Source organism: Sphingomonas sp. HDW15A, from assembly GCF_011301715.1.
Taxonomy (GTDB): domain Bacteria; phylum Pseudomonadota; class Alphaproteobacteria; order Sphingomonadales; family Sphingomonadaceae; genus Sphingomicrobium.
In genome coordinates, this window is sequence record NZ_CP049870.1 from 510,152 (window position 1) to 535,264 (window position 25,113).

General features: G+C 60.7%; 21 protein-coding genes, 1 tRNA gene and 2 pseudogenes. 13 read left to right on the forward strand and 11 right to left on the reverse strand.

The window, feature by feature from the left end; all coding sequences use genetic code 11:
- Positions 1-109 precede the first annotated feature (109 nt).
- Entirely contained in the window at positions 110-1,558 is a 1,449-nt protein-coding gene (locus tag G7076_RS02730; protein WP_166200216.1) for a S41 family peptidase, read from the forward strand.
- On the opposite strand, the gene G7076_RS02735 is transcribed toward G7076_RS02730, so the two are convergent.
- The 6 genes from G7076_RS02735 to G7076_RS02760 all read right to left on the reverse strand — a co-directional run bounded on the left by G7076_RS02735 (position 1,555) and on the right by G7076_RS02760 (position 9,593).
- Entirely contained in the window at positions 1,555-2,430 is an 876-nt protein-coding gene (locus G7076_RS02735) for a dienelactone hydrolase family protein (RefSeq protein ID WP_166200218.1), read from the reverse strand. The genes G7076_RS02730 and G7076_RS02735 overlap by 4 nt on opposite strands.
- On the reverse strand, positions 2,427-3,059 hold the full coding sequence (locus tag G7076_RS02740) for a glutathione S-transferase family protein (protein ID WP_166200220.1): 633 nt from the start codon (positions 3,057-3,059) through the stop codon (positions 2,427-2,429). The genes G7076_RS02735 and G7076_RS02740 overlap by 4 nt, the downstream gene beginning before the upstream one ends.
- A 23-nt stretch (positions 3,060-3,082) precedes the next feature.
- On the reverse strand, positions 3,083-4,789 hold the full coding sequence (locus G7076_RS02745; protein ID WP_166200222.1) for a M28 family metallopeptidase: 1,707 nt from the start codon (positions 4,787-4,789) through the stop codon (positions 3,083-3,085).
- A 63-nt stretch (positions 4,790-4,852) separates the two neighbouring features.
- Positions 4,853-6,925: a S9 family peptidase gene (locus G7076_RS02750; RefSeq protein ID WP_240913844.1), complete on the reverse strand. Its 2,073-nt coding sequence runs from the start codon at positions 6,923-6,925 to the stop codon at positions 4,853-4,855.
- A 60-nt stretch (positions 6,926-6,985) separates the two neighbouring features.
- Positions 6,986-9,313, reverse strand: a complete 2,328-nt coding sequence (gene clpA, locus G7076_RS02755; protein ID WP_166200224.1) for an ATP-dependent Clp protease ATP-binding subunit ClpA — start codon at positions 9,311-9,313, stop codon at positions 6,986-6,988.
- 85 nt (positions 9,314-9,398) lie between these two features.
- Complete coding sequence (locus G7076_RS02760; protein ID WP_166200226.1) at positions 9,399-9,593, reverse strand: DUF1192 domain-containing protein; 195 nt, start codon at positions 9,591-9,593, stop codon at positions 9,399-9,401.
- Positions 9,594-9,658: 65 nt separating this feature from the next.
- Here G7076_RS02760 and G7076_RS02765 point away from each other — a divergent pair.
- The 8 genes and pseudogenes from G7076_RS02765 to tgt all read left to right on the forward strand — a co-directional run bounded on the left by G7076_RS02765 (position 9,659) and on the right by tgt (position 16,021).
- Positions 9,659-10,635 (forward strand): annotated as a pseudogene (locus G7076_RS02765) (NAD(P)H-quinone oxidoreductase).
- A gap of 90 nt (positions 10,636-10,725) precedes the next feature.
- On the forward strand, positions 10,726-11,433 hold the full coding sequence (locus G7076_RS02770) for a DUF1013 domain-containing protein (RefSeq protein ID WP_166200228.1): 708 nt from the start codon (positions 10,726-10,728) through the stop codon (positions 11,431-11,433).
- A gap of 44 nt (positions 11,434-11,477) precedes the next feature.
- Complete coding sequence (locus tag G7076_RS02775; RefSeq protein ID WP_166200230.1) at positions 11,478-11,723, forward strand: exodeoxyribonuclease VII small subunit; 246 nt, start codon at positions 11,478-11,480, stop codon at positions 11,721-11,723.
- Positions 11,713-12,627 carry a polyprenyl synthetase family protein gene (locus G7076_RS02780; protein WP_240913845.1) on the forward strand — a complete coding sequence of 305 codons (915 nt, stop codon included), beginning with the start codon at positions 11,713-11,715 and terminating at the stop codon, positions 12,625-12,627. The genes G7076_RS02775 and G7076_RS02780 overlap by 11 nt, the downstream gene beginning before the upstream one ends.
- Positions 12,624-13,108, forward strand: a pseudogene (gene coaD / locus G7076_RS02785) (pantetheine-phosphate adenylyltransferase). The gene G7076_RS02780 and the pseudogene coaD overlap by 4 nt, the downstream one beginning before the upstream one ends.
- A 131-nt stretch (positions 13,109-13,239) precedes the next feature.
- A complete protein-coding gene (locus tag G7076_RS02790; RefSeq protein WP_240913846.1) occupies positions 13,240-13,863 on the forward strand; it encodes a peptidylprolyl isomerase in 624 nt (207 codons plus the stop codon).
- Positions 13,863-14,894, forward strand: a complete 1,032-nt coding sequence (queA, locus tag G7076_RS02795) for a tRNA preQ1(34) S-adenosylmethionine ribosyltransferase-isomerase QueA (RefSeq protein WP_166200232.1) — start codon at positions 13,863-13,865, stop codon at positions 14,892-14,894. Before G7076_RS02790 ends, queA begins: the two co-directional genes overlap by 1 nt.
- On the forward strand, positions 14,891-16,021 hold the full coding sequence (gene tgt, locus G7076_RS02800; protein ID WP_166200234.1) for a tRNA guanosine(34) transglycosylase Tgt: 1,131 nt from the start codon (positions 14,891-14,893) through the stop codon (positions 16,019-16,021). Before queA ends, tgt begins: the two co-directional genes overlap by 4 nt.
- Before the next feature lie 45 nt (positions 16,022-16,066).
- Here tgt and G7076_RS02805 read toward each other — a convergent pair whose 3' ends face one another.
- Positions 16,067-17,443, reverse strand: a complete 1,377-nt coding sequence (locus tag G7076_RS02805) for a DEAD/DEAH box helicase (protein WP_166200236.1) — start codon at positions 17,441-17,443, stop codon at positions 16,067-16,069.
- A gap of 94 nt (positions 17,444-17,537) precedes the next feature.
- Complete coding sequence (locus G7076_RS02810) at positions 17,538-17,888, reverse strand: hypothetical protein (RefSeq protein ID WP_166200238.1); 351 nt, start codon at positions 17,886-17,888, stop codon at positions 17,538-17,540.
- Between the two features lie 266 nt (positions 17,889-18,154).
- Between G7076_RS02810 and G7076_RS02815 the strand changes: the two genes are divergently transcribed.
- On the forward strand, positions 18,155-18,982 hold the full coding sequence (locus G7076_RS02815) for a SapC family protein (RefSeq protein ID WP_166200240.1): 828 nt from the start codon (positions 18,155-18,157) through the stop codon (positions 18,980-18,982).
- A gap of 183 nt (positions 18,983-19,165) precedes the next feature.
- Here G7076_RS02815 and G7076_RS02820 read toward each other — a convergent pair whose 3' ends face one another.
- Complete coding sequence (locus G7076_RS02820; protein ID WP_166200242.1) at positions 19,166-19,732, reverse strand: N-formylglutamate amidohydrolase; 567 nt, start codon at positions 19,730-19,732, stop codon at positions 19,166-19,168.
- On the reverse strand, positions 19,729-19,995 hold the full coding sequence (locus G7076_RS12780; protein ID WP_166200244.1) for an N-formylglutamate amidohydrolase: 267 nt from the start codon (positions 19,993-19,995) through the stop codon (positions 19,729-19,731). Before G7076_RS12780 ends, G7076_RS02820 begins: the two co-directional genes overlap by 4 nt.
- 102 nt (positions 19,996-20,097) lie before the next feature.
- On the opposite strand from G7076_RS12780, the gene G7076_RS02830 reads away from it, so the two are divergent.
- Complete coding sequence (locus G7076_RS02830) at positions 20,098-20,475, forward strand: response regulator (protein WP_166203301.1); 378 nt, start codon at positions 20,098-20,100, stop codon at positions 20,473-20,475.
- An 80-nt stretch (positions 20,476-20,555) separates the two neighbouring features.
- A tRNA-Val gene (locus G7076_RS02835) sits at positions 20,556-20,630 on the forward strand.
- A 225-nt stretch (positions 20,631-20,855) separates the two neighbouring features.
- Here the strand turns inward: G7076_RS02835 and G7076_RS02840 are convergent.
- The gene (locus G7076_RS02840) at positions 20,856-21,782 is read right to left on the reverse strand and encodes a HEPN domain-containing protein (RefSeq protein ID WP_166200246.1); all 927 of its coding nucleotides are present in this window, start codon (positions 21,780-21,782) and stop codon (positions 20,856-20,858) included.
- A 592-nt stretch (positions 21,783-22,374) separates the two neighbouring features.
- On the opposite strand from G7076_RS02840, the gene G7076_RS02845 reads away from it, so the two are divergent.
- Positions 22,375-25,104, forward strand: a complete 2,730-nt coding sequence (locus G7076_RS02845) for a class I SAM-dependent DNA methyltransferase (protein ID WP_166200248.1) — start codon at positions 22,375-22,377, stop codon at positions 25,102-25,104.
- Positions 25,105-25,113 lie beyond the last annotated feature (9 nt).

The following is a 25,113-nucleotide window of genomic DNA, read 5'->3' on the forward strand; positions in this document are numbered from 1 at the left end:
CGATCTGCCGGCCCTTTTTTATGTCGGGGAAATTGTGAGAGACGCGCCGAAGTCGAAGGCGCGCTTGATGTCCGCGTCGTGTCTTGAGACCAACATTCGAGGGGCTTCCATGAAAATGACCGCTCTCTTGTCGATGCTCGCCTTGGCCATCCCGTCCAGTCTTGCCCATGCGGAACCGGCCGCCGAGGCATGGCGGACCTTTGCCAAGATCGATTCCGCCGCAGCGATTGAATTGATCGAGAAAAATCATCCGGGCGCGTCTCCGGAACTTGGCGATCTCGCCTTCCAGAAACGCCTGGCGGTGGCCCGCCGGAATGCGGGCGAACGTCTCCCGAAGGTCGTTGATTATCCGTCTTACGCCGCATTGATGAACGGTCTCGCCAACGATTTTCGCGATGGTCACATCTGGTCCAATGCACGATTATCATCGTCCCAGCGGCGTTGGGCCGGAATCATCATTGCGAGGCGTGGCGGGCAGTGGGTCGTCGGCGCCCAGGATGCGGCACAGGGCGAGCAGCCCCTCGAAGGCGCGCGGTTGATAAGCTGTGACGGCGTACCCGCCGACCGGTTTGCTCGCGAGAAGCTCGGCGAATTCTACGCCCATCCCGATATCGAAGCGGACATGGCGACCCGCGCCGCGCAATTGCTGATCGACGACGGGAACCCGTTCGTAGCGAAACCGGCGAAGTGCCAATTTGCGACTTCCAGCGGGACCGTCACCATGGACTTGAACTGGCGCGATATTCCGCTTCGCCAGCTCGAGCCCATCGTGCTTCGGTCCTATCGCCCTGCCGAGATCGCCATGGGTATATCCGATTTTGCGGGAGGCAAGTGGATTTCCGTCCCCACTTTCGGGAATGCCGCTGCCAGCCTGGTTGAAAAGGTGCGCGAAAGCGGGAGCACGCTACGGGCTGCACCGATGATCGTCCTGGACTTGCGCGGGAATAGCGGCGGCAACAGCGGATATGCCGAGGAGATTGCCCGGATCCTGGTTGGAGAAGCGAGGGTCTCGGCGCTGTCTTCTAGCGCAAGCGGTTGCTCGGGCCTGTATTGGCGCGTGAGTCCCGACAATCTCACAGCGCTCCGCAACTTCGTCGAAGCGCTCCCGGAAGATCGAAAGCCGAACTGGAACGGTGAACTGACTGCGATGAAAAGGGCATCCGAAAGAGGGGAGGCATTCGCTCCGGCGCTGCCCGCATGCGCCCCCAAGGCCATCGCCGTCGGGCCGCCGCCACCGCCTAACAACTTGCCGCCCTCCGCCTACAAGGGCAGGCTGATTCTCCTTACCGACCGGGCCTGCTTTTCAAGCTGCCTGATCGCGGCCAATCTGTTTCGTAGGCTGGGCGCTCTCCATGTCGGCGAGGCAACTGACATGTCGACCCGCTATATGGAGGTCCGTGAGATCGTCCTCCCGTCTGGTCTACGCACTTTTTCGACACTTCAGAAGGTGGCGCTCGGCCTCGGCGATTTCGGCCCTTATGAGCCGTCAGTCGTTTACCCCGGGCAGCTTCACGAGGATGACAAGGTCAAAGCGTGGGTCGCTGCTCTCCCGCGCTAACCAAGATACCGCTTGAAGAAGCGGATCGTGCGCTCCCACGACAGCTCGGCGGCAGCTTTGGCATACCGTTCGGCAGATGTGTCGTTGTGGAAAGCGTGATTGACGCCCGCGTAGCCATGATATTCGACTGGCTTCTTGGCCGCCCTTAGCGCCTTAACCCAGGGATAGGCGGAGCGATTGACGCGCTCGTCCAGCCCGGCGAGGTGGATCAGGAGCGGAGATTGTACTTTCGCGGCTTCGGCCGGGCTCGGCGCAGTGCCATAATAGCTTACGCCTGCGTCGAGATCCTTGCCTGCGAGCACGGCAAGTCGGTTGATGAAGGCGCCGCCCCAGCAGAAGCCGACTGCGCCGACTTTGCCGCCACGACTCGATTTCGCCAGCTCGCGCACCATTGCCGCACCGGCTGCCGTCACTGCTCCCAAGTCGAGCTTCCCGATCATTTCGCGCGCCTTGTCCTCATTGGCTGGTGTGCCTCCGGAGGCAGAGAGGAAGTCGGCCGCGACGCCCCGGAACCCTGCTACGGCGAGACGGCGCGCAACATCGCGTGTGTAATCGTTGAGGCCCCGGTTCTCGTGGATGACCAGCACCGACGGTTTTAATGAACGAGTGCGCGGTTCGGCGACATAGGCCTTGTAGCCTCTCGCCGCCCCTTCGGAGAAGGTCATCGTTCGCGTGGTGAGTCTTTTGTCGTTGGCGGGAACAATGGCGGCGGCCGCAGGCGATGCCGCGATTCCGGCGATGAGCAGCTCCGCAGCAGCAGCGCTTCCCGCAATGGCCGTCATCCGCGTCATGAAATCGCGGCGGTCCAGGCCTTCGTGCGTGAAGCGATCGTACAGCAGGATGGCTTCCTGGCGCTTGTCTTGGTCGATCATGCGTCTGCCTCCTGCTTGGACTGCATTTCGGCGATCAGCTTGCCGTCGATCTCCTTGCCACGCTTGTACGCTTCCCGGCCCGACAGTCGATTTGCATAAGCCTCGAACGCCGGCAGTTTCGGCATGGTCTCGAACTGAGTTCCCCACAGGACCTGGCTTCCAACGTATATGTCGGCGGCTGTAAACCGGTCGCCGCATACGTATTCATTCTTCTCGAAATGCGCCGCCAGCGTTTCCATCGCTCGGTCGTAGCTGCCATAACCGAACATCCGTCCCCGCTCCGGTGCCGGATCCCACCCATTGGCATGGTTGGTCACCGCCTGCTCGACCGGGCCGGCGGCGAAGAACAGCCAGCGGTAATAGTCCGCTTTCTCCTCGTCACGCGGACCCAGTCCGGCTTGCGGGAAAACATCCGCCAAATAGGCGCAAATGGCCGCGCATTCCGTCACCAGCTTGTGATCGTGGACGATGGCCGGCACCTTGCGCATCGGGTTAATGGCACCGTACGAATCGCTTCCCATCACCGAATAGTCGATGATGTGCTGGGTGTAGGGAACACCGACCTCTTCAAGCATCCAGCGGACGATTTGCCCTCGACTCATCGGATTGGTGTAAAAGTCGATGCTCATTGCGGCTCCCCTTTTAGCTTGGCTTATCCACGCTCTCCCGGCCGGCTCGGCGGTGTTGTCTGCGTAACTGGCGCGGACGGAGCGCCTCGCTCGCGTGCGGTTCGATCACGGGCTGCACGGAACTCGCTCTCCGTGCTCCAGTTCGGCCAGTCGGTGCTGTTTGCGAGCCGCAATCCGACCGCATGGAGCAATTCGGCATCCTGTGCCATGCCGGTGAAATCCCAGTCGGGCGAAAATTCGTCGTCCGGCTGATGATACATCTTGGCCGTGTAATTGGCACCCCACGCCTGCGCGCGGGCGACGCCGCCGTTGACCAGATCTTGCCCCGGGCCAAAGCTCATCGCGGGGATTCCGGTCTTGGCCATGGTGAAGTGATCTGAGCGGAAGAAACCGCCGGTTTCCGGCTTTGGATCCGGCGTGTAGCGGCGGCCGCGCTTGGCGCCTTCCTCAACCAGAATATCGAGCAGGCCGAACTTCTGGTTGCCCCTGATCGTGAAATCGCGCGCCGGGCCGAGCACGCCCATCACGTCGGTGTTGATCACCCCGGCGGTCTTGGCTGGGGGATAAAGCGGATTGGCAGCGTAATATTCGCTGCCCAGCAGACCCTTTTCCTCGGCCGTGACGGCAAGGAACACCACCGATCGCTGCGGGCGCGGACCATTTGCGAATGCGCGTGCCTGCTCGATTAACTGGGCGAGGCCGGTGCCGTTGTCGATGGCGCCATTGTAAATCCGGTCTCCATTGGCGTCGGGCAATCCGATGCCAAGGTGATCCCAATGCGCGGAAAAGATGACGGTCTCATCCGGCCGGGCGGCGCCGGGCAGTAGGCCGACAACATTCTGGGACGTGATGACCTCAGTCTTCGCAGCGCCATGAACGTCGAGCTTCGCCTTGAGTGGGACCGGCTTGAAATCCTTGCGCTTGGCCGCCGCCTTCATCGCCTCGAAGCTGGTACCGGATGCCGCGAACAGCTGCGCGGCGAGGTCTCGCTGAATCCAGCCCTCGAGCGGGGGATGCTCGGCGCGTGGGTTCTGACGGACGATGTCGAACATCGCATTGGTGTTGCTGTTCTTGACCGTCGCCCAGCCGTAGCTGGCCGGCTCTGTCTCATGAATGACCAGAACGCCCGTGGCATTTTGGCGGGCACCTTCTTCATATTTGTACGTCCAGCGGCCGTAATAGGTCATCGCCTTGCCGCCGAAGTCGCCTTCGCCACCCTCGAAATCCGGGTCATTGACCAGCATGACGAGGATTTTCCCTCGCATGTCCTGGCCCTTAAAGTCGTCCCACCCGCGCTCGGGCGCCTTTACGCCATAGCCCACGAAGACAAGCTGGGCCTTGTCGATCTGCATCGCTTTGTCGCCGTTGGTCGGCGCGCGGACGGCAATCTCCTCTCCTTGGGTCAGCGGGACGGGCTTGCCGGCCAAATCCAAACTAATGTGCGGCGCCGCCGAAAACTCGGATCGGAGCAGGGGGACGGCCTGGGTCCAGGAGCGCTTGCCATTCTTGATATCCCCGCCCGGCTGGAGACCGGCCTTAGCGAACTGATCGGCAAGGTAAGCAACAGTTTTGGTTTCACCGGGGGTCGCCGGAGCGCGGCCTTCGAAAGCATCGGAGCCGAGAGTGCGCGTATGTTCGGCAAGGCGGGCAGGATCGAACTGTGCAGTCTGGGCGAGGAGCGGCACGGCAAATAGCGCCGCGCCGGCAAGGAAAACGCTGGGTCGAATCACTTGGGGATCTCCATCGAAGAGGACGGGCGTCTCATGCGCGCCCTCGCGAAGTGAGAAAAGACCCTATTGCGCTTTCGGTTCCGCGGAAGTTCCGTCGTGTTTCCGGTACTTGTCGAACCAGGCGATGATCGCACTGGCCTTGGCCGCCGACTGGCTCGGGCGCGCGGCGATTCCGCCATGACTTGCGTCGGGCACCTTGACGAGCGCCGTAGGCACTTTGACCAGCTTCAGCGCGGCGTAGAGCTGCTCCGCTTCGCTTACCGGCGTGCGGTAGTCCTCACTTCCGACGACAACCAAAGTCGGGGTTTTCACGTTGGCCATCAGGGACAAGGGCGAACGGCTCCAGTAGCTCTGATAATTCTCCCAAGGCATGGCGCCCATCCAATAGCGCCCGAAGAAAGGAACGCCGTCCGCCGTCAACGCCATGCTGGTCCAGTTGATTACCGGCTTTTGCGCGGCGGCCGCTTTGAAGCGGTTGGTCTTGCCGACAATCCAGGCTGTCAGGATACCGCCGCCTGAGCCGCCGGTCACGAACAAGTTCTGCGGATCGGCGATCCCAGCCGCGACTGCCGCATCGACGGCCGCCATCAGGTCGGCATAGTCGCTGTCCGGATAGGTCTTTTCGATTCCGTCCGCGAAGGCTTGTCCGTAGCCGGTGGAACCTCGCGGATTGGTGTAGATGACCGCGTAGCCTGCTGCCGCGTAAAGCTGATAATCGGTCGAGAAATGCGGTCCGTAAGACGCGTAGGGACCGCCGTGAATCTCGAGGATGGCAGGCACCGCAGTGCCAGGCTGCCAGCCGGGGGGCGTAAGGATCCAGGTCGGCACGTTGCCGCCATCAGGCGCGCGAACATCAAGCGTCGTAAGTCCGCCTAAAACTTTTCCGGAAAGGGCGAGGTCGTTAAGTCGTGTGAGCAGACGCGGTTCGCCGCCTTTCGTTACTGCGACATCGGCTGGCCGGCCAGGGGAGTCAGTCGTGAATGCAAGGGTGCCATTTCGCGAAACGCTAAAGCTCCCCCCGGCGTAAGGCCGGTCCAGTCCGCCTCCGCCTACTGACCGGGTAATCGGCGAGACCGAACCATTGAGTCCAATCCGCGAAACGGCGACCGAGCCGTTTTCCTCGTACGCCGCGTAGATCGACTTGCCGTCACTTGCCCATTCCAATTGCTGAATGTCGCGGTCGAGTCCGGGCGCAATCCTGCGGATGCCACCGCCGCTCGCCTCCATCACGTACAGTCCGGACTGGTTATATCCCTTGCCCGTGTCGTCGAAGCCAACATAGGCGATCTGCCGTCCATCCGGCGAAACCGTTGGTGCGGCATCCGGGCCGTTTCGGGTCGTCAGCGGGGTAATCGAACCGCTGTCGATATCCAGTCGGTAAACCTCGCTGTCGAACGCGGTGAGTTCCCAGTCCGGCTTGCGGATTGCCGAGAAGTAGATGGTTCGCCCGTCGCGGCCCCATTCCGGGCTGCCGTCATGGAAGTCGCCGAAGGTCAGCTGTCGCGGGGCGCCACCCAGCGCATCGACCACGAACAGGTGATCGAAGCCGGGTTTGATGTACCCGGCCCCATCGGCGCGATAGGTTACCTTGTCGATCACCTCGAGGGGTTTGGCCCATTCGGCCCCTTCCGGCTTGGCGGGGGCGCTTCCTAGTTTCATTCCCTCGCCGGGGACGTTCATGACGTAGGCAAGGCGTCGCCCATCGGGCGACCACGCGAGGCCCGACGGACTGTCCGGAAGGCCGGTCACCCGAACGCTTTCGCCATTTTCCATCCAGCGCACGAACAACTGCGGGGCGCCGCCCTCGGCGGTCGAGGCATAGGCTAGTCGCCGGCCATCTGGTGACCAGCGCGGGCTGAAATGATTGCCCGTACCCGCCACGAGCGGTCGCTCGGCGCCGCTGGCCACGTCGATGAGCCAGATTGTCGAACGGGCACGGTCGGTCATGATGTCGTTCGATCGGCGCACATAAGCGATCGACCGCCCATCCGGACTGATCTGCGGATCGTCGGCAGCGCTCAGGTTGAACAGATCGCGACCAGTGAAAGCCGGGTTGGGCCCGTCCGAAGGCGCCGCCAGTGCCACTCCGGAAACGCCTAGCGCCAACCCCGCCATTGCGACTCGCCAATTCATCATGCCCCGCTCCTTCGATAGGAGTGGGACCAAAGCAGAATGGGTCAGCAACGCAAGAGCCGGTTAGTCGGCCGATTTCTCCGACTTGGCGATCTTTCTGACCTTTTTGGGTTTGGCCTTCGGAGCCTTCGGCGGTGCGGGTGTGATCTCGAATGACGGAGCCCCGTCCTTCATCCGCACCTTGACCTCGCCGCCATCGACAAGCTTGCCGAACAGGAGTTCCTCGGCGAGCGGCTGCTTGATCTTCTCCTGCACCAGGCGCGCCATCGGACGGGCGCCGTAGAGCTTGTCGTAGCCCTTGCCGACCAGCCACTGCCGCGCCTCGTCGTCCAGCTCGATATGAACGCCGCGGTCCTGCAGCTGCAGTTCGAGCTGAAGGATGAACTTGTCGACGACCCGGGAGACCACGGCCGGCGGCAGGTAGCCGAACGGCACGACCGCATCGAGGCGGTTGCGGAACTCGGGCGTGAACATCTTCTTGACAGCGTCTTCCTGTGCATCCTCGCGGCTCATCGCTCCGAACCCGATGCTCTCTCGCGCCATATCGGCGGCGCCGGCATTGGTCGTCATGATGAGGATGGTGTTGCGGAAGTCGACGGTCTTGCCGTGGTGGTCCGTGAGCTTGCCGTTATCCATCACCTGCAACAGGATGTTGAACAGGTCCGGGTGCGCCTTCTCGATCTCGTCGAGCAGCAGGACGCTGTGCGGATGCTGGTCGACAGCGTCCGTCAGTAGGCCGCCCTGATCGTAGCCTACGTAACCCGGAGGTGCGCCGATCAGCCGGCTGACCGAATGGCGCTCCATATATTCCGACATGTCGAAGCGCTGGAGCGGAATGCCCATGATATGGGCTAGCTGGCGGGCGACCTCCGTCTTGCCGACGCCAGTGGGCCCGCTGAACAGGTAATTGCCGATCGGCTTGTCGGGATCGCGAAGACCGGCGCGGGACAGCTTGATCGCGCTGGCAAGCTTTTCGATAGCAAGGTCCTGGCCGAAGACTACCCTTTTCAAGTCGGCTTCGAGCGACTCGAGTACGCGCTTGTCATCAGTGCTGACCGACTTCGGCGGGATACGCGCCATCGTCGCGACGACCGCTTCGATCTCCTTGACGGTGATAGTCTTTTTGCGCCTCGAGGGCGGCAGGAGCATCTGCATCGCCCCCACCTCGTCGATCACATCGATCGCCTTGTCCGGCAGCTTGCGGTCGTGGATGTAACGGTCCGAAAGCTCCACGGCGCTTTTCACGGCGTCAGGCGTGTAGCGCACGCCATGATGCTCCTCGAAGCTGGAGCGCAACCCGGCGATGATCTTGATCGTCTCCTCGATCGTCGGTTCGTTGACATCGATCTTCTGGAACCGGCGAAGCAGGGCGCGGTCCTTCTCGAAGTGATTGCGGAATTCCTTGTAAGTGGTCGAGCCGATGCAGCGGATCGCTCCGCTTGAAAGCGCGGGCTTCAGCAGGTTCGATGCGTCCATTGCGCCGCCGCTGGTCGCGCCTGCGCCGATGACGGTGTGGATCTCGTCGATGAACAGGATGGCGTTCGGCAGCTTTTCGAGTTCGGAAACCACCGATTTCAGCCGCTCCTCGAAATCGCCGCGGTAGCGCGTGCCGGCGAGAAGTGCGCCCATGTCGAGCGAGTAGATCACCGCTTCCTTCAGGACGTCCGGAACTTCGCCAAGCACGATCTTGCGGGCGAGTCCTTCTGCAATAGCGGTCTTCCCGACGCCGGGATCGCCAACGTAGAGGGGATTGTTCTTCGAGCGGCGACAAAGAATCTGCACCGTCCGGTCGACCTCGCTTCCGCGGCCGATCAGCGGGTCGATTTTGCCGGTCTTGGCTTTCTCGTTGAGGTTGACCGTGAACTGGGCGAGGGCGCTCTCCTTCTTGTCGCTCTTCCCTTCGGTCTTCTCTTCGCTTCCACCATTGCTTTCGCGTGGCTCGGCCGCGGCCTCGCCTTTGCCGACACCGTGGCTGATGTAAGTGACCGCATCCAGCCGGCTCATATCCTGCTGCTGCAGGAAGTAGACGGCGTAGCTTTCACGTTCGGAGAAGAGAGCGACCAGAACGTTCGCTCCAGTTACCTCGTCCCGTCCCGAAGACTGGACGTGAAGGATCGCGCGCTGAACAACGCGCTGGAAACCGCTGGTCGGCGTGGGATCGGTCGCGCTGTCGGCAACCAGAGCGCCAAGCTCGTTGTCGAGATAGCCCTTTACCATTGCCTTCAATTCGTCGCGGTTGACTCCGCACGCGGTCATCACCTGACTGGCGTGCTCATCGTCGATAAGCGCGATCAGCAAGTGCTCGAGCGTTGCGTACTCATGGCGACGCTTGCTCGCTTCCCCGAGAGCGTTGGAGAGGGTCTGTTCAAGCGCGCGAACGAAAATGGCCATATCTGCTCCTTAGGGCCTCAATGTCGGTAGAAGTGACTGCACGATCAAGGGCTTCGAAGCGCTTCGGCGCCTCAGTTCATCGCTTCTAGGAACGCTTGAACAGCTCATCTGCCGCGCTGCGATGGGCCGATGCGCGGGCCTTGTGGGCCTCGACGCGGGCGATTTCCGCGCGAAGGCGCGCAACACGCTGGTCTAGCTCTTCGATGGAAAAGGGGTCGAGGTCTTCCTTGCCGAGCTCGACGATCGGCTGGCCGGGCTTGAAATCATCTTCCTCGTCCATGGCACGTAGCGTTGACCCGCCGCCGACGCCTGTCAATAAGTCTGCGCGTGGTTATCCCCAGCTCAATGCGCGTCATCGCCATTTCCTCGCCAGGCGGCCCGGAAAGCCTTGTCATGGAGGAGCGGCAAGTGCCCGCGCCCGGTCCGGCGGAGGTGCTGGTCAAAGTGGCAGCCGCCGGCGTTAACCGGCCTGACGTTCTTCAGCGCCGAGGACTTTATCCGCCGCCGCCCGGAGCCTCGGATATTCCGGGCCTGGAAATCGCGGGGACGGTCGTTGCGGCCGGGAAGGGCGCAGTCCACCTTGTCGGAAGCCAGGTCTGCGCGCTTGTCGCCGGTGGCGGCTACGCGGAATATTGCGTGGCGCCGGCCGGCACCTGCCTGCCCGTACCCGAGGTGCTCAGGCTGATCGAAGCCGCGGCCATGCCCGAAACATTGTTCACCGTGTGGATCAACCTCTTCGAACGTGGCTTCGCCGCCGACGGCGATACAGTTCTGATCCACGGCGGTACCAGCGGCATCGGTACGATGGCGATCAAGCTCGGCAGCCTGTTTGGACTCGACGTCATCGTCACCTGCGGTACCGACGAAAAGTGCGATGCTGCGCTTAAGATGGGTGCGACTCACGCTATCAACTACACCACCATGGACTTCGTTTCCGAGGTCAAGCAGCTGACCGAGGGCGGGGAGTCGACGTCGTCCTCGATATGGTTGGCGGGGACTATGTGGCGCGAAACCTCGCCTGCCTGGCTGATGATGGGCGCCATGTCTCGATCGCCTTTCAGCGCGGGGCCGAGGCACAGATACCGATCCCGGAAGTGATGCGCCGCAGGTTGACGCTCACCGGATCGACCCTTCGTCCCCGCGATCTCGCCTTCAAGGCGATGGTAGCCGATGAAATCGGCCGGACCGTCTGGCCTTACGTGGAGGGCAATCGGCTCAAGCCGGTGATCGACTCAACCTTCCCGCTCGCCGAGGCCGCCGCCGCCCACGCCCGGATGGAAGGTGGAACACACATCGGAAAGATCGTTCTCACCATCGACTGACCTTGCCCTATCGGGCCAACCGGACTAGGTGAATTTCCGACTTGGCCGCTCCTTCGATGGGGCGGCCCTTCTTGTTTTCGGAGAATCGAGATGGCTCAGCCGCTCATGCCCCACGCGACCGCCGCCTGGCTGGTCGACAACACGTCCCTCAGCTTCTCGCAAATCGCGGATTTCTGCGGTCTTCACATCCTCGAGGTCCAGGCGATCGCGGACGACACCGCGGCAACGAAGCTGACCGGCCGCGACCCGATCCGTTCGGGCGAGTTGACCCACGAAGAGATCGAGCGAGGCCAGGCCGATCCAGATTACGAACTTCAGATGATCAAGGCGCCCGACGCCGTCACCCGCACTAAGGGGCCGCGCTACACGCCGGTCTCCAAGCGCCAGGACAAGCCGGACGGAATCGCCTGGATTATTCGCAATCATCCGGAGGTTTCGGATGGGCAGATCGGAAAGCTGATCGGCACCACCCGGACGACCATTGCGGCCATTCGCGACCGCAGCCACTGGAACATGGCCAACATCCAGCCGAAGGACCCGGTTACGCTCGGCCTCACCACGCAGCGCGAGCTCGATGCGGCCGTCGCCAAGGCCCAGAAGGCAGCCGGCATGGAAGCGCAGGGCGACACGCGATTTGAAGGCGATCGCGACGCGCTTATCGAGCAGCTTCGTGCCGAGCGTGAGGCTCACGTTCGGGAGGTGGAGGCGGCGCTGGCCGCAGCCGAAGCCGAGGCGCGCGGAGAGGAACTGGCCTCCGACGAGATCGTGCCGGGCATCAAGGATCCGTTCAAGCGCTGAACGGCGGCTTGCCATTCGTCGCCTCCCGCTTCAGGATTTAAGTTATGGACGGCGACGACGACATCGGTGCGATGAGCTTCGAGACAGCGCTTGGCGAGCTCGAACAGATTGTACGAACGCTTGAGCAGGGCAGCGCACCGCTCGACCAATCCATTGAGCTCTATCAGCGCGGCGACCGCCTTAAGCGGCACTGCGAAGCGCGGCTCAAGGCGGCGCAGGAGCGGATCGAGAAGATCGCACTCGGGCCCGACGGACAGCCGACCGGTACCGAGCCGTTCGATGCCGATTGAGATGGTCGATCGGCCGCTGCCCTCCGTACTGGGCGAGAGCCGGCGGATCGGAGGAGCGGTCGATGACCTCTTCTCTTTCTTTCTCCCGGTTCCGGCCGACGGCCGTGCGCGCCTTTATGAGGCGATGCGGCACGCGGCAATTGGCGGCGGGAAGCGGCTGCGCCCGCTGTTGACCGTGGCTGCCGCGCGCCTTTTCGGAATAGACGAAGGGCGCGCCGTTCGCGCCGGGACGGCGATTGAAGCCATTCATGTTTACTCCCTGATCCATGACGATTTGCCGTGCATGGACGATGACGACCTGCGTCGCGGCAAGCCGACCGTTCACAAGGCCTTCGATGAGGCGACTGCCGTCCTCGCCGGCGATTGCTTCCATGACCTCGCGTTCGAAATCATGGCCGATCCGGCTACGCATGAGGACCCTTTTGTCCGCTGCGAATTGTTGATGGGTCTTGCGAAGGCATCGGGTCTGGAAGGCATGGGCGGCGGCCAGATGCTTGACCTAGCAGCGGAAGGGCAGGCGCTCGACGTCTCGGCGATTACCCGGATGCAGCAACTCAAGACCGGGGCGCTGATCGAGTTCGCGGTCGAAGCGGCGTGCATCATGGGCCGCTTGCCCGATGAATCCCGGACACACTGCCGCGGCTATGCGCGGAATATCGGCCTGGCCTTTCAGATCGCCGACGACCTCATAGATCACGATGGGAACGAGGAAGCGGCAGGCAAGCGTGTCGGCAAGGATGCAGGTGCGGGGAAAGCGACATTCGTCTCACTCCTCGGACGAGACCGCGCTCGGCAGCAGGCTGAGTTCCTTGTGACCCAAGCCATTGAGCATCTTGCCAGCCATGGCGAGGAGGCCGACCTCTTGCGCGCTATTGCTCGTTACATAACGGAGCGTGACCGATGACCGAGCGGGTGGCTGTCTATCCCGGGACTTTCGATCCCATCACGCTGGGCCATATGGACATCATTCGCCGCAGCACGCACCTCGTCGACACGCTGGTGGTCGGGGTCACAACCAACCCTTCGAAGTCTCCCATGTTTTCGGTCGAAGAGCGGCTGGCGATGGTCCAGAGGGAGCTGGCGGACCTGCCGAACGTCCGCGTTGTCACATTCAATTCCCTGCTGATGGATTTTGCCGAAAGCCAGGGCGCAAGCGTCATCTTGCGTGGGCTTAGGGCAGTCGCCGACTTCGAATACGAGTATCAGATGGCCGGCATGAACCAGAAGCTGAACGACAACATCGAAACCGTATTCCTGATGGCGGACGTTTCGCTGCAGCCCATCGCATCGAATCTGGTCAAGGAAATTGCGCGCTATGGGGGCCGATCGACAAGTTCGTTAGCCCACCCGTTGCTGCCGATGTCGCCGCAAAGCTGAAATCCTGAAAAACCTCTGTCCCGGGGCCGACGATCTGCCAATGCATTCGGCCGGGGTTCAGCGTCTGTTGGGCACTTGGCAATCATGCTCGACAGCGCGAACATTGTGATCATTCGCCGTGGGTAAGGGACCAACTCTCGTGATGAATCGTGCCTTGATTTCGGCTGCCGCTTTCTTCCTGACCGCCGCGACGCCAGCGGACCAGTCCAAGCCGGCGTTGTCGATCACTCCGCCGGCGGAAGTCGCAGCTGACCCGGCAAACCGACTGAATATCGAACTGTCGAGCGGCGGCACCGTCGTGGTCCAGCTTCGGCCCGATGCCGCGCCGAACCACGTCTATCGGGTTCAGCAACTGGCCACTTCGGGTTTTTACAACGGGCTTACGTTCCACCGCGTCATCCCCGGTTTCATGGCGCAGGGCGGCGATCCTCAAGGGACTGGGGCAGGCGGCTCGCAGCTTCCGGATATCGCGGCGGAGTTTAACAGTCTGCCGCATATGCGCGGCGTCATTTCGATGGCGCGCTCGGAATCGCCCGACAGCGCTAACAGCCAGTTCTTCATCGTCCTTGCTCCAACGATGCGGCTCGACAAGAAGTATACCGCATTCGGCCGGGTGATTTCCGGCATGCAATATGTCGATGGCATCGCGCCGGGCGAGCCTCCCGCCGCGCCGACCAAGATCGTCCGCATGTGGATTGATGGGCCGCTTCCCGCTGCGCCGGCCGTTGCGCAAGCGACGGCGGAGCCCGCCTCAGCGCAATAATGCGCGTCGACGAATTCGATTTCGACCTGCCGCAAGATCGGATTGCCCTCCGTCCGGCGCGTCCGCGCGATTCTGCGCGAATGCTGGTGGTGGAGGGCCATGCGATTAGCGACCGTGTGGTCGGTGACTTGCCGTCCCTGCTTCGCGCTGGCGACGTCCTGGTCTTCAACGATACGCGCGTCATTCCCGCTCAACTCGAGGGAAAGAAGGGTGAGGCGAGCATTGGCGCGACACTCCACAAGCGGGAGGGTCCGCGCGAATGGTGGGCCTTTGTTCGCAATGCCAGGCGAGTCCGCGAGGGTGACCTGGTCGACTTCGGCGAGGGCGTTCGGGCCAGTGCCGTGGCTAAGGACCAGGACGGAGCTATCCTGCTTGCCTTCCACGGTGAGGAACCCGTTGAGCTGCTTCTCGAGCGCGCAGGGCAAATGCCGCTTCCACCATACATCGCCGGCAAACGCCCGACCGACGAAGCGGATCGCAGCGACTATCAAACGATGTTCGCGCGGGAAGAGGGCGCCGTAGCAGCGCCCACAGCCGCACTACACTTCACGGACGCCCTGATATCAGCCCTAGATTCGCGGGGCGTCCGTCGCGAGACGCTGACCCTCCACGTTGGCGCCGGGACGTTCCTGCCGGTCAAGGCCACCAATACCGCCGATCACAAGATGCACAGCGAGTGGGGCCGGATCGATGCTACCACGGCGGAGCGGTTAAACCGTACACGCGCTGCGGGCGGCCGGATAATCGCGGTAGGAACCACGTCGCTCCGGCTGCTGGAGAGCGCGGCGGATGAAGATGGCACGATTCAACCGTTCGAAGGCGACACGGCGATCTTCATAACGCCGGGCTATCGGTTCAAGGCGATTGACGGGCTGATGACCAACTTCCACCTGCCCAAGTCGACGCTCTTCATGCTGGTCTCCGCCTTGATGGGCCTCGACGTCATGAAGTCGGCCTATGCGCATGCGATCCGCGAAGGCTACCGCTTCTATTCCTACGGCGATTCCTCTCTACTACTGCCAAACGCATGACGCGCTTTGAATTTTCGATTGCCGCGACCGACGGTAAGGCTCGTACTGGCACGATCGCCATGCATCGCGGAGAAATCCGCACACCGGCCTTCATGCCCGTCGGCACGGCTGCCACGGTCAAGGCGATGAAACCGGAAAACGTCCGTTCGACGGGCGCCGACATCATCCTCGGTAATACCTATCACTTGATGCTTCGGCCGGGAGCGGAGCGGATCGCAAAGCTCGGCGGGCTTCATCGCTTCATGAACTGGCCGCGTCCGATCCTCACCGACAGCGGTGGCTATCAGGTCATGTCCCTAAGCGACCTCACCAAGGTAACGGACGAGGGCGTTGCCTTTCGCAGCCATCTCGATGGTTCGAAGCATTTGCTGACGCCCGAACGCTCGATCGAAGTGCAACGACTTCTCGGCTCCGATATCGTCATGCAGTTCGACGAGCTTGTCCGGCCGGACTCGGAGCCTCGCAAGCAACGATCGGCAATGGAACGGTCCATTCGCTGGGCAAAGCGAAGCCGGGAGGCGTTCGATGGCGGCGGCGAGCATGCGGAAAGCGCTGCCATCTTCGGGATCCAGCAGGGTGTCCTGGACGAAGGATTGCGCCGCGAATCGGCTCAGGCGCTGATTGAGATTGGCTTCGACGGATATGCGGTCGGCGGCCTTGCGGTGGGTGAAGGACATGACGCGATGCTGGCCTGCCTCGACTTTGCGCCTGACCAGCTGCCCTCCGATAAGCCGCGCTATCTTATGGGGGTCGGCAAGCCCGACGATATCGTCGAGGCCGTTCGGCGCGGTATCGACATGTTCGATTGCGTGCTTCCGACCCGTTCGGGACGTACGGGGCAGGCTTTCACCGCCGACGGGCCGATCAACATTCGCAACGCGCGCTTTGCGGAAGACCGCGAGCCGCTCGACCCTAATTGCGGTTGCCCTACTTGCGCGACTTACAGCCGTGCCTACGTTCATCACCTTGTTCGGTCAGGCGAGATCCTCGGGGCGATGTTGATGACCGAGCACAACCTCACCTTCTATCAACAGATGATGGCCGCCATTCGCGGTGCCATTGCCGAGCAGCGGTACGACGCGCACGCAGACGCCTTTCTAGCTCGCTATCGGGCCCGATCCACCTGACCTAGCGGCTTGTGGTTAGGCCCCGGCTTAGCCTTTTGCTTCAGATTAAAGCGCGCTTTGCGACAGAAAACCGGGGATCGGGCCGCACCAGTCGCCATCGGTCGAAACGCTATCGACCTTCTGCTTCGGCCCGTCGCTCCGCGGCTTTGCGGTGGCTTGCGGTGCTCGAGTGCGATCGTGTTTGGAATCGCGTTCCATGGGCGGCTTGCCATCGCTTTTCGGCTCGTCTCGGCGCGCCTTCGGTAATTCCGGATCGGGGAGATCTTTGGAACGCGAAGGACTCTCGCCTTCAGCGTCGCGCGGCGCCTTTGCGGCACCGTCGCGCGGGATCGGCATCCCGACCAGCTTTTCTATTCCGGCTATGGCTTCGGCGTCGTCCTTGGTCGCTAGCGTGTAAGCCGTCCCGAGGGCTCCCGCGCGGCCCGTTCGGCCAATGCGGTGGATATAATCGTCGGGCTGCCAGGGTACGTCGAAATTGACTACATGGCTGACACCCTTGATGTCGAGCCCGCGAGCAGCGACGTCGGATGCCACCAGAATATTGATCTCGTCCGCTTTGAAGCGGGCCAGTTCGGCCAAACGATCCTTTTGCTCCATGTCGCCATGGATTTGCCCGACGCGGAAACCGGACCGCTTAAGACTGGTTGCGAGCTCGCGCACCGTTGTCTTGCGGTTGCAGAAGATGATGGCGTTGCGAACTTCTTCCCCACGCAGGACCGAACGCAGGACGTCGCGCTTCTTTGGAGCCGCCACGAGTATCAGCCGCTGGTCGATATTGATGTTGGCGGTCGCCGGCCTTGCGACTTCGACCGTCTTGGGATCAGTCAGGAACTTGTCGGACAACTTTTTGATCGGCGGCGGCATGGTCGCCGAAAACAGCAAGGTCTGGCGGTTCTTCGGAAGCTTCGAGCAAATGCTTTCGATGTCCGGAATGAAACCCATGTCCAGCATTCGGTCTGCTTCATCGATCACAAGCAGGTCGCAGCCGGTAAGGAGTATCTTGCCCCGCTCAAAAAGGTCCATGAGGCGGCCGGGGGTAGCAATCAGGACGTCGACACCCTTCTCGAGTGCCTTGACCTGGTCTCCCATCTGCACGCCACCGATAAGGAGAGCCATCGAGAGCTTGTGATGTACGCCGTATTTCTCGAAGTTTTCGGCGACCTGGGCAGCAAGTTCGCGCGTCGGCTCAAGGATGAGGCTGCGGGGCATTCGCGCGCGTCCACGGCCTTCAGCGAGGATGTCGATCATCGGCAGGACGAACGCGGCCGTCTTTCCGGTTCCGGTCTGGGCGATGCCGATCAGGTCCTTGCCCATCAGGACGGCAGGAATGGCGGCCTTCTGGATCGGCGTCGGCTGGTCGTAGCCGGAATCGCCGACGGCGCGCAGCAAGTGGTCGGAAAGGCCGAGGTCGGCAAAACTCATATGATCGAATGTCCGGAAAAAGTATGGGGCCAAACATTCGGGCCGCCGTACGCGCGCTAGCCTTGCTGCGCTGAAAAATCAAGGAATCAGGCCGTCATTCCTCGTTATCGAGGTGAGGAACAAGCATTCGAAAACGCCTGATGCCGCAGACTGCCCCTACTCTGGAGCGAATCTCGTCCCGTCCGGCGCAGATACGGCGGTCTTCTGGCTGAACGTAGAAGCCCTCCCAAAAATCGAGCCCGCCGCAATCGTCGTCGAGCTTGGCGCGGACGCGCTGTCGCCCACGGAGCACAAAGTCGATCCCGTCGCTTCCCGCCAGCGACGCGCCGGCCAAGGCGCCAATGGGCAGGCACTTCGGGCCGTGGTCGGCCTCCTCCCACCGAAGTCGGCCTTTCGCTCGCGGACGCACCGGCACCCGGACGATCAGTCGCTGTTCGACGCTCATGATTCGCACGCCCTGAGGAGGCTGAGGCTCCGGATCCCCGCCCGCCAGAAGCGCAGTCAGGAAGGCGAGAATTGAATGATACAAGGGATGGGCCGTTCATTGCAGTCATGGCAGTGTCAGCCGAGGATTGAACAATCGATGAATTGCCGCAAGCGTCCGGAAAGACTTGCGCGCTGCAGGGGGCTTTCCTAGAGCCTGCGGCGAACTTTCTACCGGTCTTTTCGTGCCTTGCCGCCGTTCGCCGGAATCTTGATGGAGACCAAAACATGGCTACTCAACCGCAGGGCAATGCCAACCTGCCGCTACTCTACCGCGGACTTGAGCCGCTGAATTCCGGCCAGCATTCGAAAATGAAGCTCAAGCGGCAGCAGACCATTCCGAATGTGGGCCAGGTCCATGCCATTCCGGTCACGATCGACGAGTTCATTCCTGCGCAGCGCACCTACCCGATCATCTTTTCCGCGGGCGAGGTTCCGGTTCCGCTGGCGCTCATGGGATTGAATGAGGGCGTCAACACGTTCATCGACGGCGAAGGCAAGCCGATCGACGATCAAGCCTACATGCCCGCCTATCTTCGGCGTTTCCCCTTCATGCTTGCCAAATTGCGTCCTGACAGCGACGAGCTGTCGCTCTGCTTCGATCCGACCGCGGGTAGCTTGGACGAAAACGAGGGCGATGCTCTTTTCGATGGCGACCAGCCGAGTGACCTCACTCGCAACATTCTCGCATTCTGCGAGCAGTTCGAAACTGCGGGGCAGCGCACCCACGCCTTCATCCAAGAGCTCCAGAAGGCCGAACTGCTGATGGAAGGCGAGGTCTCGGTCCAGCCTGAAGGTGCGGACCAGCCATTCGTCTATCGTGGCTTCCGCATGGTCGACGAAGAAAAGCTTCGGAACATGAGGGGTGACGAGCTTCGCAAGCTCAACCAGAACGGCGTGCTGCCGCTGATCTTCGCTCACCTGATGTCGCTCGGCCTAATTCGCGACCTGTTCTACCGCCAGGTTCAGCAAGGCAAGGGGCCGGTCGCCTCCGTTCAGCCGGCCCCTGCCGGTAAGACCAAGAGCGAAAAGATTGGTAACGACGCCGAGGCGTGATTTTCCTGCGTCGGAGCGACGGGCTTCCCGATTGAACCCAGCCGATTCGGCCCCATTTGATTATCATGCCGTTCGGCGGTGTCTTTTCACCCCCTGGACATCGTGGCGGCAGCGCATTTCGTTTTGATCTGCGTTCCTCCCTGAACTCAAGGCCGCTCCGGCATTCGCCAGAGCGGCCTTTTTTTACTCTGCGGCGATGGCTTGCAGGCGAGTGAGGCCTTCGCCCATTCTAGCCGCCAGGTCGGCGAGGAACCTCGCTGTGCGATCGAAGCCTGGTCCAGGGGATCGTAAGTCCGAGGCGCAATAGCAGCGCCTGTCGATCTCAATCTGGAGCGCGTGGACGTCGTTGGCCGGATCGCCGTGACGCTCGACGACATGGCCACCGGCATATGGCTCGTTCAAGGCGACGGTCCAACCTGCGGAACGAGCGATGCGTGCGGCCTCGTCCGCAATCCATTGGGACGTACTGCTGCCAAACCGATTCCCTATGACGAGCTCGGCTTGGCCACGTCTCGGCGGCATGGAATGGCAGTCAAGCAGTAAAGCCGTGCCGTGCACAGCAGAAATCTGCCCAAGTTTCTCCTCGATAGCGCGATGGAATGGCTCATGGGCCTCAGCCAAACGAAGCTCTAGTTCTTGGCGCTCGATAGGCGTCCGCCAGAGATTGCCGGAAGCTGCCGTACGCGCTGGGATGATGCCGAGTCCCGCTGCCGCGCGCTTCGAGGGCGCAAACGATGCGACACCGGTCACCAGGTTAGGGTCGACTTCGTGGGGGCGCGGTTGCAGTCGATTGCCGCTCGGGCGGCCGTTGCGATGACCGCACCATGGCCTGCGGAAATGGCGCGCCAGGCAAGCCGGTCGACGAGCGGATCTTCAAGACCGACAAGCGAGCGAAGTCCCGAAACGGCGGAGTCCACGAGCCAATCGGGGTAAGTCCGCCCGGAATGGGGAATGGAAAGAAGGACCGGCAGGTCGCTGCGATGCTCGATGACGATCGGGGCGGGGAGAGGCACGCGTTTCAAGCGAGCAGAGGTAGCCGTGCCAAATTCGGACAGCAAGCGGAGCGGCGATGGAGCCGCTGGTAAATTCCGTGCGTTCAGAGCATAGTCATGGCCATGGTTCGCATCCTCCTTGCTGAAGACGATCAGTCGATGCGCGAATATCTGCAGCGCGCGCTGCAGCGCGTCGGCTATGAGGTCGAAGCCGTGGGTTGCGGGACAGAAGCCTTGCCCTTGCTCCAGCCTGGGCGCTTTGACCTGCTCCTGACCGATATCGTCATGCCGGAGATGGACGGGATCGAGCTCGCACAGAAGGCCAGCGCGATCGATTCGGCAATTCGTGTCATGTTCATCACCGGTTTCGCTGCCGTTGCGCTTCAGGCTGGACGGACAACGCCAGAAGCCAAGCTTTTATCAAAGCCGTTCCACTTGAAGGACCTTGTTGCGGAGGTTGATCGGCTCTTCCAAAGCGAAGATCAGCACGGACGTCTCTAAGGGCCTTGCCCTTCGCGGCAGGCTTGCCTAAAGGCCCCGCCAGATGATCACGTCGCAGACCGCGGCGGTTACCCCAGAGTGGGCGTGTAGCTCAGTGGTAGAGCACTGTGTTGACATCGCAGGGGTCGCAAGTTCAATCCTTGCCACGCCCACCATTTTTTCTCCATATATTTCAATGTCTTATGAGGCATCTGTCGGCTTACCGTAAATTTCGGAAAACCCAAAACGGGGCGTTAAACGGGGCGTTTCGATTTGAAACGGATTTTTCTGTTTAGACTCAGCCGTTTATCGTCCTCCGATCCTTGTATGTCGGCTTCCTTTCGCTGTTGGTTGGTGAGCTGACAAAATCAACACAACTGAAGCGGACGGGTGCCGGCGAACTAAGCCGAGTTCGCCAAGCCCGCAGCTTTTGCAATGAGGACCATTTTCGCGGCCGAGAGGTGTAACGCGTAGGCGGCAATATAGCCTGGCACAGTTTTCGGGACGGCGCCCTGTCCATGCACGGCATCGTCATTCCGGACTTTGGGTAAGCCCGAAGCCAGGGTCCCGAGCAATTGATCAAAGCTAGCGTCGAGGTAGTCGGGCCAAAGATTATTTGTTCGCAGCACCTTCAGCAGATCACTTGCCCTCGCGCCCTTTGGAAAATCCCAGCCCTTTTGATTGCATACTGCCTTCATCAGGCTTTCAAATGCCTTGGCAGCTTCGGTGATGGCTTCTTTGTAGTGGCCGGATCGATAGTGGTCATGAGCGCCAATGAATTCTGCTTCCGGTCCCTCAAATCCGGCTTGATTGAGTAAAGAGAGCGCAGGCTTGATCGCTTCCGCGTGAAGAAACTGAGAATCTACTCGGATCAAGCGGTCACTTTGAAATTCAAAGCCGACGCCAGCATCCCGAAGGCGGAAATTAATTTCGTCAATTGCCTCACTCGGCGAGGTTCGTTTCCACCCAATTCCTAGCGCCGGAGTGTGGTCGACAATGGCGACGCAACAAACTTCTAAGACATCGATAAAATCAGGATTCTCGCACTTCTGAAGGAACGCCAGCAGATCTGACTGGGGGTGCTTCGCGTTGTATCCAAAATGGTCGCGGCCCTTTTCGCGAGTGAGTGTTTTATGTGCCCAGACGCCCGCCGGGTTTTCATGCCAATCTTTCGCGAAATATCGATAGTTTTCGCCGAGCGCGTCACTAACGATCTGGCGAACTTGCACCCTTAGTTTTTCGGGGAAGTAGTCATACTCATAGACATCGGCTTCTCCGGCCTTTTGGGCGTCCTTTAAACGATCAGAATACAAACGATACCGGCCCATTTTCGATCTCACTTCTGGCTTGGGTCGGGCATTCACTTAGCAATGTGAGGTTGTTCGGCAATGGATTCCGGTCAGCCGTAGTTGCGGATTATCCCGGCATACGGATCTCGTATTCGAGTCCGAAAAACGGGCGCTAAACGGGGCGTAACGCCCAACGGGGCGTATGAAATGTCGGCCAACGGCCAACAATGTCCACCCAAACTAAGAGGGAATTGGCGGTTTTCCAACGTCCGATTTGTCGGCCAAACGTCGGAATCCAAGTGTTGACATCGCAGGGGTCGCAAGTTCAATCCTTGCCACGCCCACCATTTTCCCCAGTGATATCATGGCTTTGGACCCTCTTTAGCTGCTTGCCATCAAACCAGGTGATCAGACATCCGGGTGTAATTCGGGTGTTGTGGGAATTAGCGGCTATGCACAGACTTCGCTGTAAGGACTCCGAGCAGCCGGTGGCGTTTGCACGCACTTGAAACCAGCGACGTCGGAGCTTGCGGCGGCGATGCGGCAGATCACGTAAATGAATCCCGAATCAAAGTAGTAGCGGCCTCTGTCAAAAGGCTGTTTAAGTCCACGAAAGACTGTGGGGGTCGGCGTGAATACGATTGAGATCGAGGAAAACCTCGACCAGCTCGTTCAGGATATCAATACCGGGGCTTGCAGCCTCCATGATTTCCCGTTCCGCATCATGGAAGCCTACAGTGCTTCACGCAACGAGGTCGCCAAGCTTCGGATGAAGTATCCCGAGGCGCTCGTTGCCTCGGACATCACCTGGCCCAAGAAACTGCTGTATCGCCCTGCTGTGGCTGGCCAAGTTCAGAATACGGTCGCCTCACTCCGCGCTTCGCTTATTGGGAAGAAGGGCGCTGCGGCCAAGAATGCGCCTCGTTTCCTCATGAGCACCGACGGCGACGAGTTCCTTGCTGTCGACCTTAAAACCGGAGAGACTTCCGGCTTCGACCGCCTCGCCGAGCTCCCCATCAATTATGATTTTCTCCAGCCCATGTTTGGCGTGGAGCGCTACAAGCCAGCCCCCGAGACGGCCGCAGACGTGCGAGCGGCCCGACACATGGCGAAGTTCCACGACGCCATCAAAGATGCAAACCCCACCTGGGGTGACGAGCACACGCACGACCTCAACATCTTCATGACCCGCATCCTCTTCTGCATGTTTGCAGAGGATACCGGCATCTTCCCGGCCAAGCTGTTCGCCAAAACCCTCGATCGGGAAGCCATGCAGATCGACGGTTCGACCACCAAACGGGTTATCGAGGACATCTTCCTTGCCCTCGACATCGCCGACAAGGAAGCGCGGCGAGGGCAGGGGGTGCGCTCCCAACGCATCGCAGCCGACTTTCCTTATGTGAACGGCGGTCTGTTCCGTGATCGCACGGATGTTCCCGTCTTCAATCGACGCGCACGCAGGCTTCTGCTCGAGGCAGCCGATCTTCATTGGGACCAAATCCACGCCGATATCTTCGGCTCAATGATCCAGGCGATCGTCCAGACTGACATGCGCGCCGACTTCGGCATGCATTACACGTCTTTGCCCAACATCATGAAAGTGCTCGAGCCGCTCTTTCTGAATTCGCTTCGCGAGCAGCTCACGGCGGCGGGTGATAATGTGAAGGCGCTGGAGAAGCTCGTCGATCGCATCTCGCGCATTCGCGTTTTTGACCCTGCCTGCGGTTCGGGCAACTTCCTGATCATCGCTTATCGCGAACTTCGGCTGATAGAGACTGAGGCGTTCCGGCGCCTGCGTGACGTCAAGCGCAAGGGCCAGCTCGCGCTTGCGGACTATCATACCGGCATCAAGATCAGCAGCTTCTACGGCATCGATCCGGTAGATTTCGCCTGCGAGACGGCGAAGCTGTCGCTTTGGATCTCCCAGTACCAGATGAACAAGAAGCTGGACGAGATATGCACCACGCCAGCCCCGGCGCTGCCGCTTACCGATGCAGGCAACATTGTTGTTGGTAATGCCCTGCGTCTGGATTGGGCAGCCGTTTGTCCGCCAGCGAATAGCTTCGAGGTTTATGCGATTGGAAATCCTCCATATCTAGGCAGTGCTTATCAAGACGTGAGCCATAAGGCCGACATCAGATCGCTGTTTCAGGGCAAAACGAAGTCGTACAAGGACCTAGACTACGTCGCCTGTTGGTTTCTGAAGGGCGCGGAATTCTGCTCGTCGGGCGCTACAGGCCTAGCTTTCGTAAGCACAAACTCGATTGCACAAGGCGAGCAGGTTTCGATGCTCTGGCCAGCGCTGCAACGCTACGGAGTTGAAATCGGGTTTGCCTACGAGCCATTCAAATGGACAAACAACGCTTCCAAGAAAGCTGGTGTGATCTGCGTGATCATCTCCTTGCGGCGCTCATGTCTGGCACCAAAGAAAATCTTCGGAGCCGCCGCGTCCAGAACGGTTTCAAATATCAATGCTTACCTAAAGGACGCACCGAACGTCTTAATTGCAAAACGATCCCGTCCGATCAGCTCGCTCCCGACCGCAACGAAGGGCAATGCGGCGACGGACAATGGAAACCTGATCTTAGATGATCTCTCTAGAAGCCAGCTGACTGCAGCTGGCGTTCCTGATACTTTCATCAAGCCTTACAAGGGATCTAGCGAGTTCATAAGAGGCCTACAGCGGTGGTGTCTTTGGATTGAAGATCATCAGATTGACGTAGCACTGAAGTACCCCGAGATTCGGCAACGCTTGGAAAACATCCGAGCGTTCCGCCAGTCCGCCGGGGCGCAGGCCAAGCAGTTTGCAGACGCCCCACACCGGTTTGTCCATCGACCTCACCAATCAGGGCAAGCATTACTTGTTGCTCGTGTTTCCTCGGAAAGGCGGGACTACATTCCGGCTGGCATCGAAGAAGATGGCGTAATCATCAACGACAATGCCGTGGCGGTTTACGATGCTCCTACGTGGCTGCTCTCGATTGTTTCTGCTCGGCTCCACACTGCATGGCTTCGAGCAGTAGGTGGACGTCTCAAGACTGACTATCGCTACTCGAATACCCTCGTTTACAACACCTTTCCTTTGCCCGCGCTTTCAAGCGACCAGAAAGACGCTCTCGAAGAACACGCTCTCAACATTCTCCGCGCCCGGGAACCCTACATCGCCCACAGCAAGACAATCGCCTGGCTCTACAATCCAGAAACCATGCCGGCCGACCTCCTTCAGGCCCACCGAGATCTCGATAACTACCTCGAGACCATCTACATCGGCCGGCCCTTCAAGGACGACGCCGAGCGTCTCGAACACCTGTTCAAGCTCTACGCGCGCATGACCAAGGTCAGCGCCACCAAGGCGGCCTAACCGGAGACC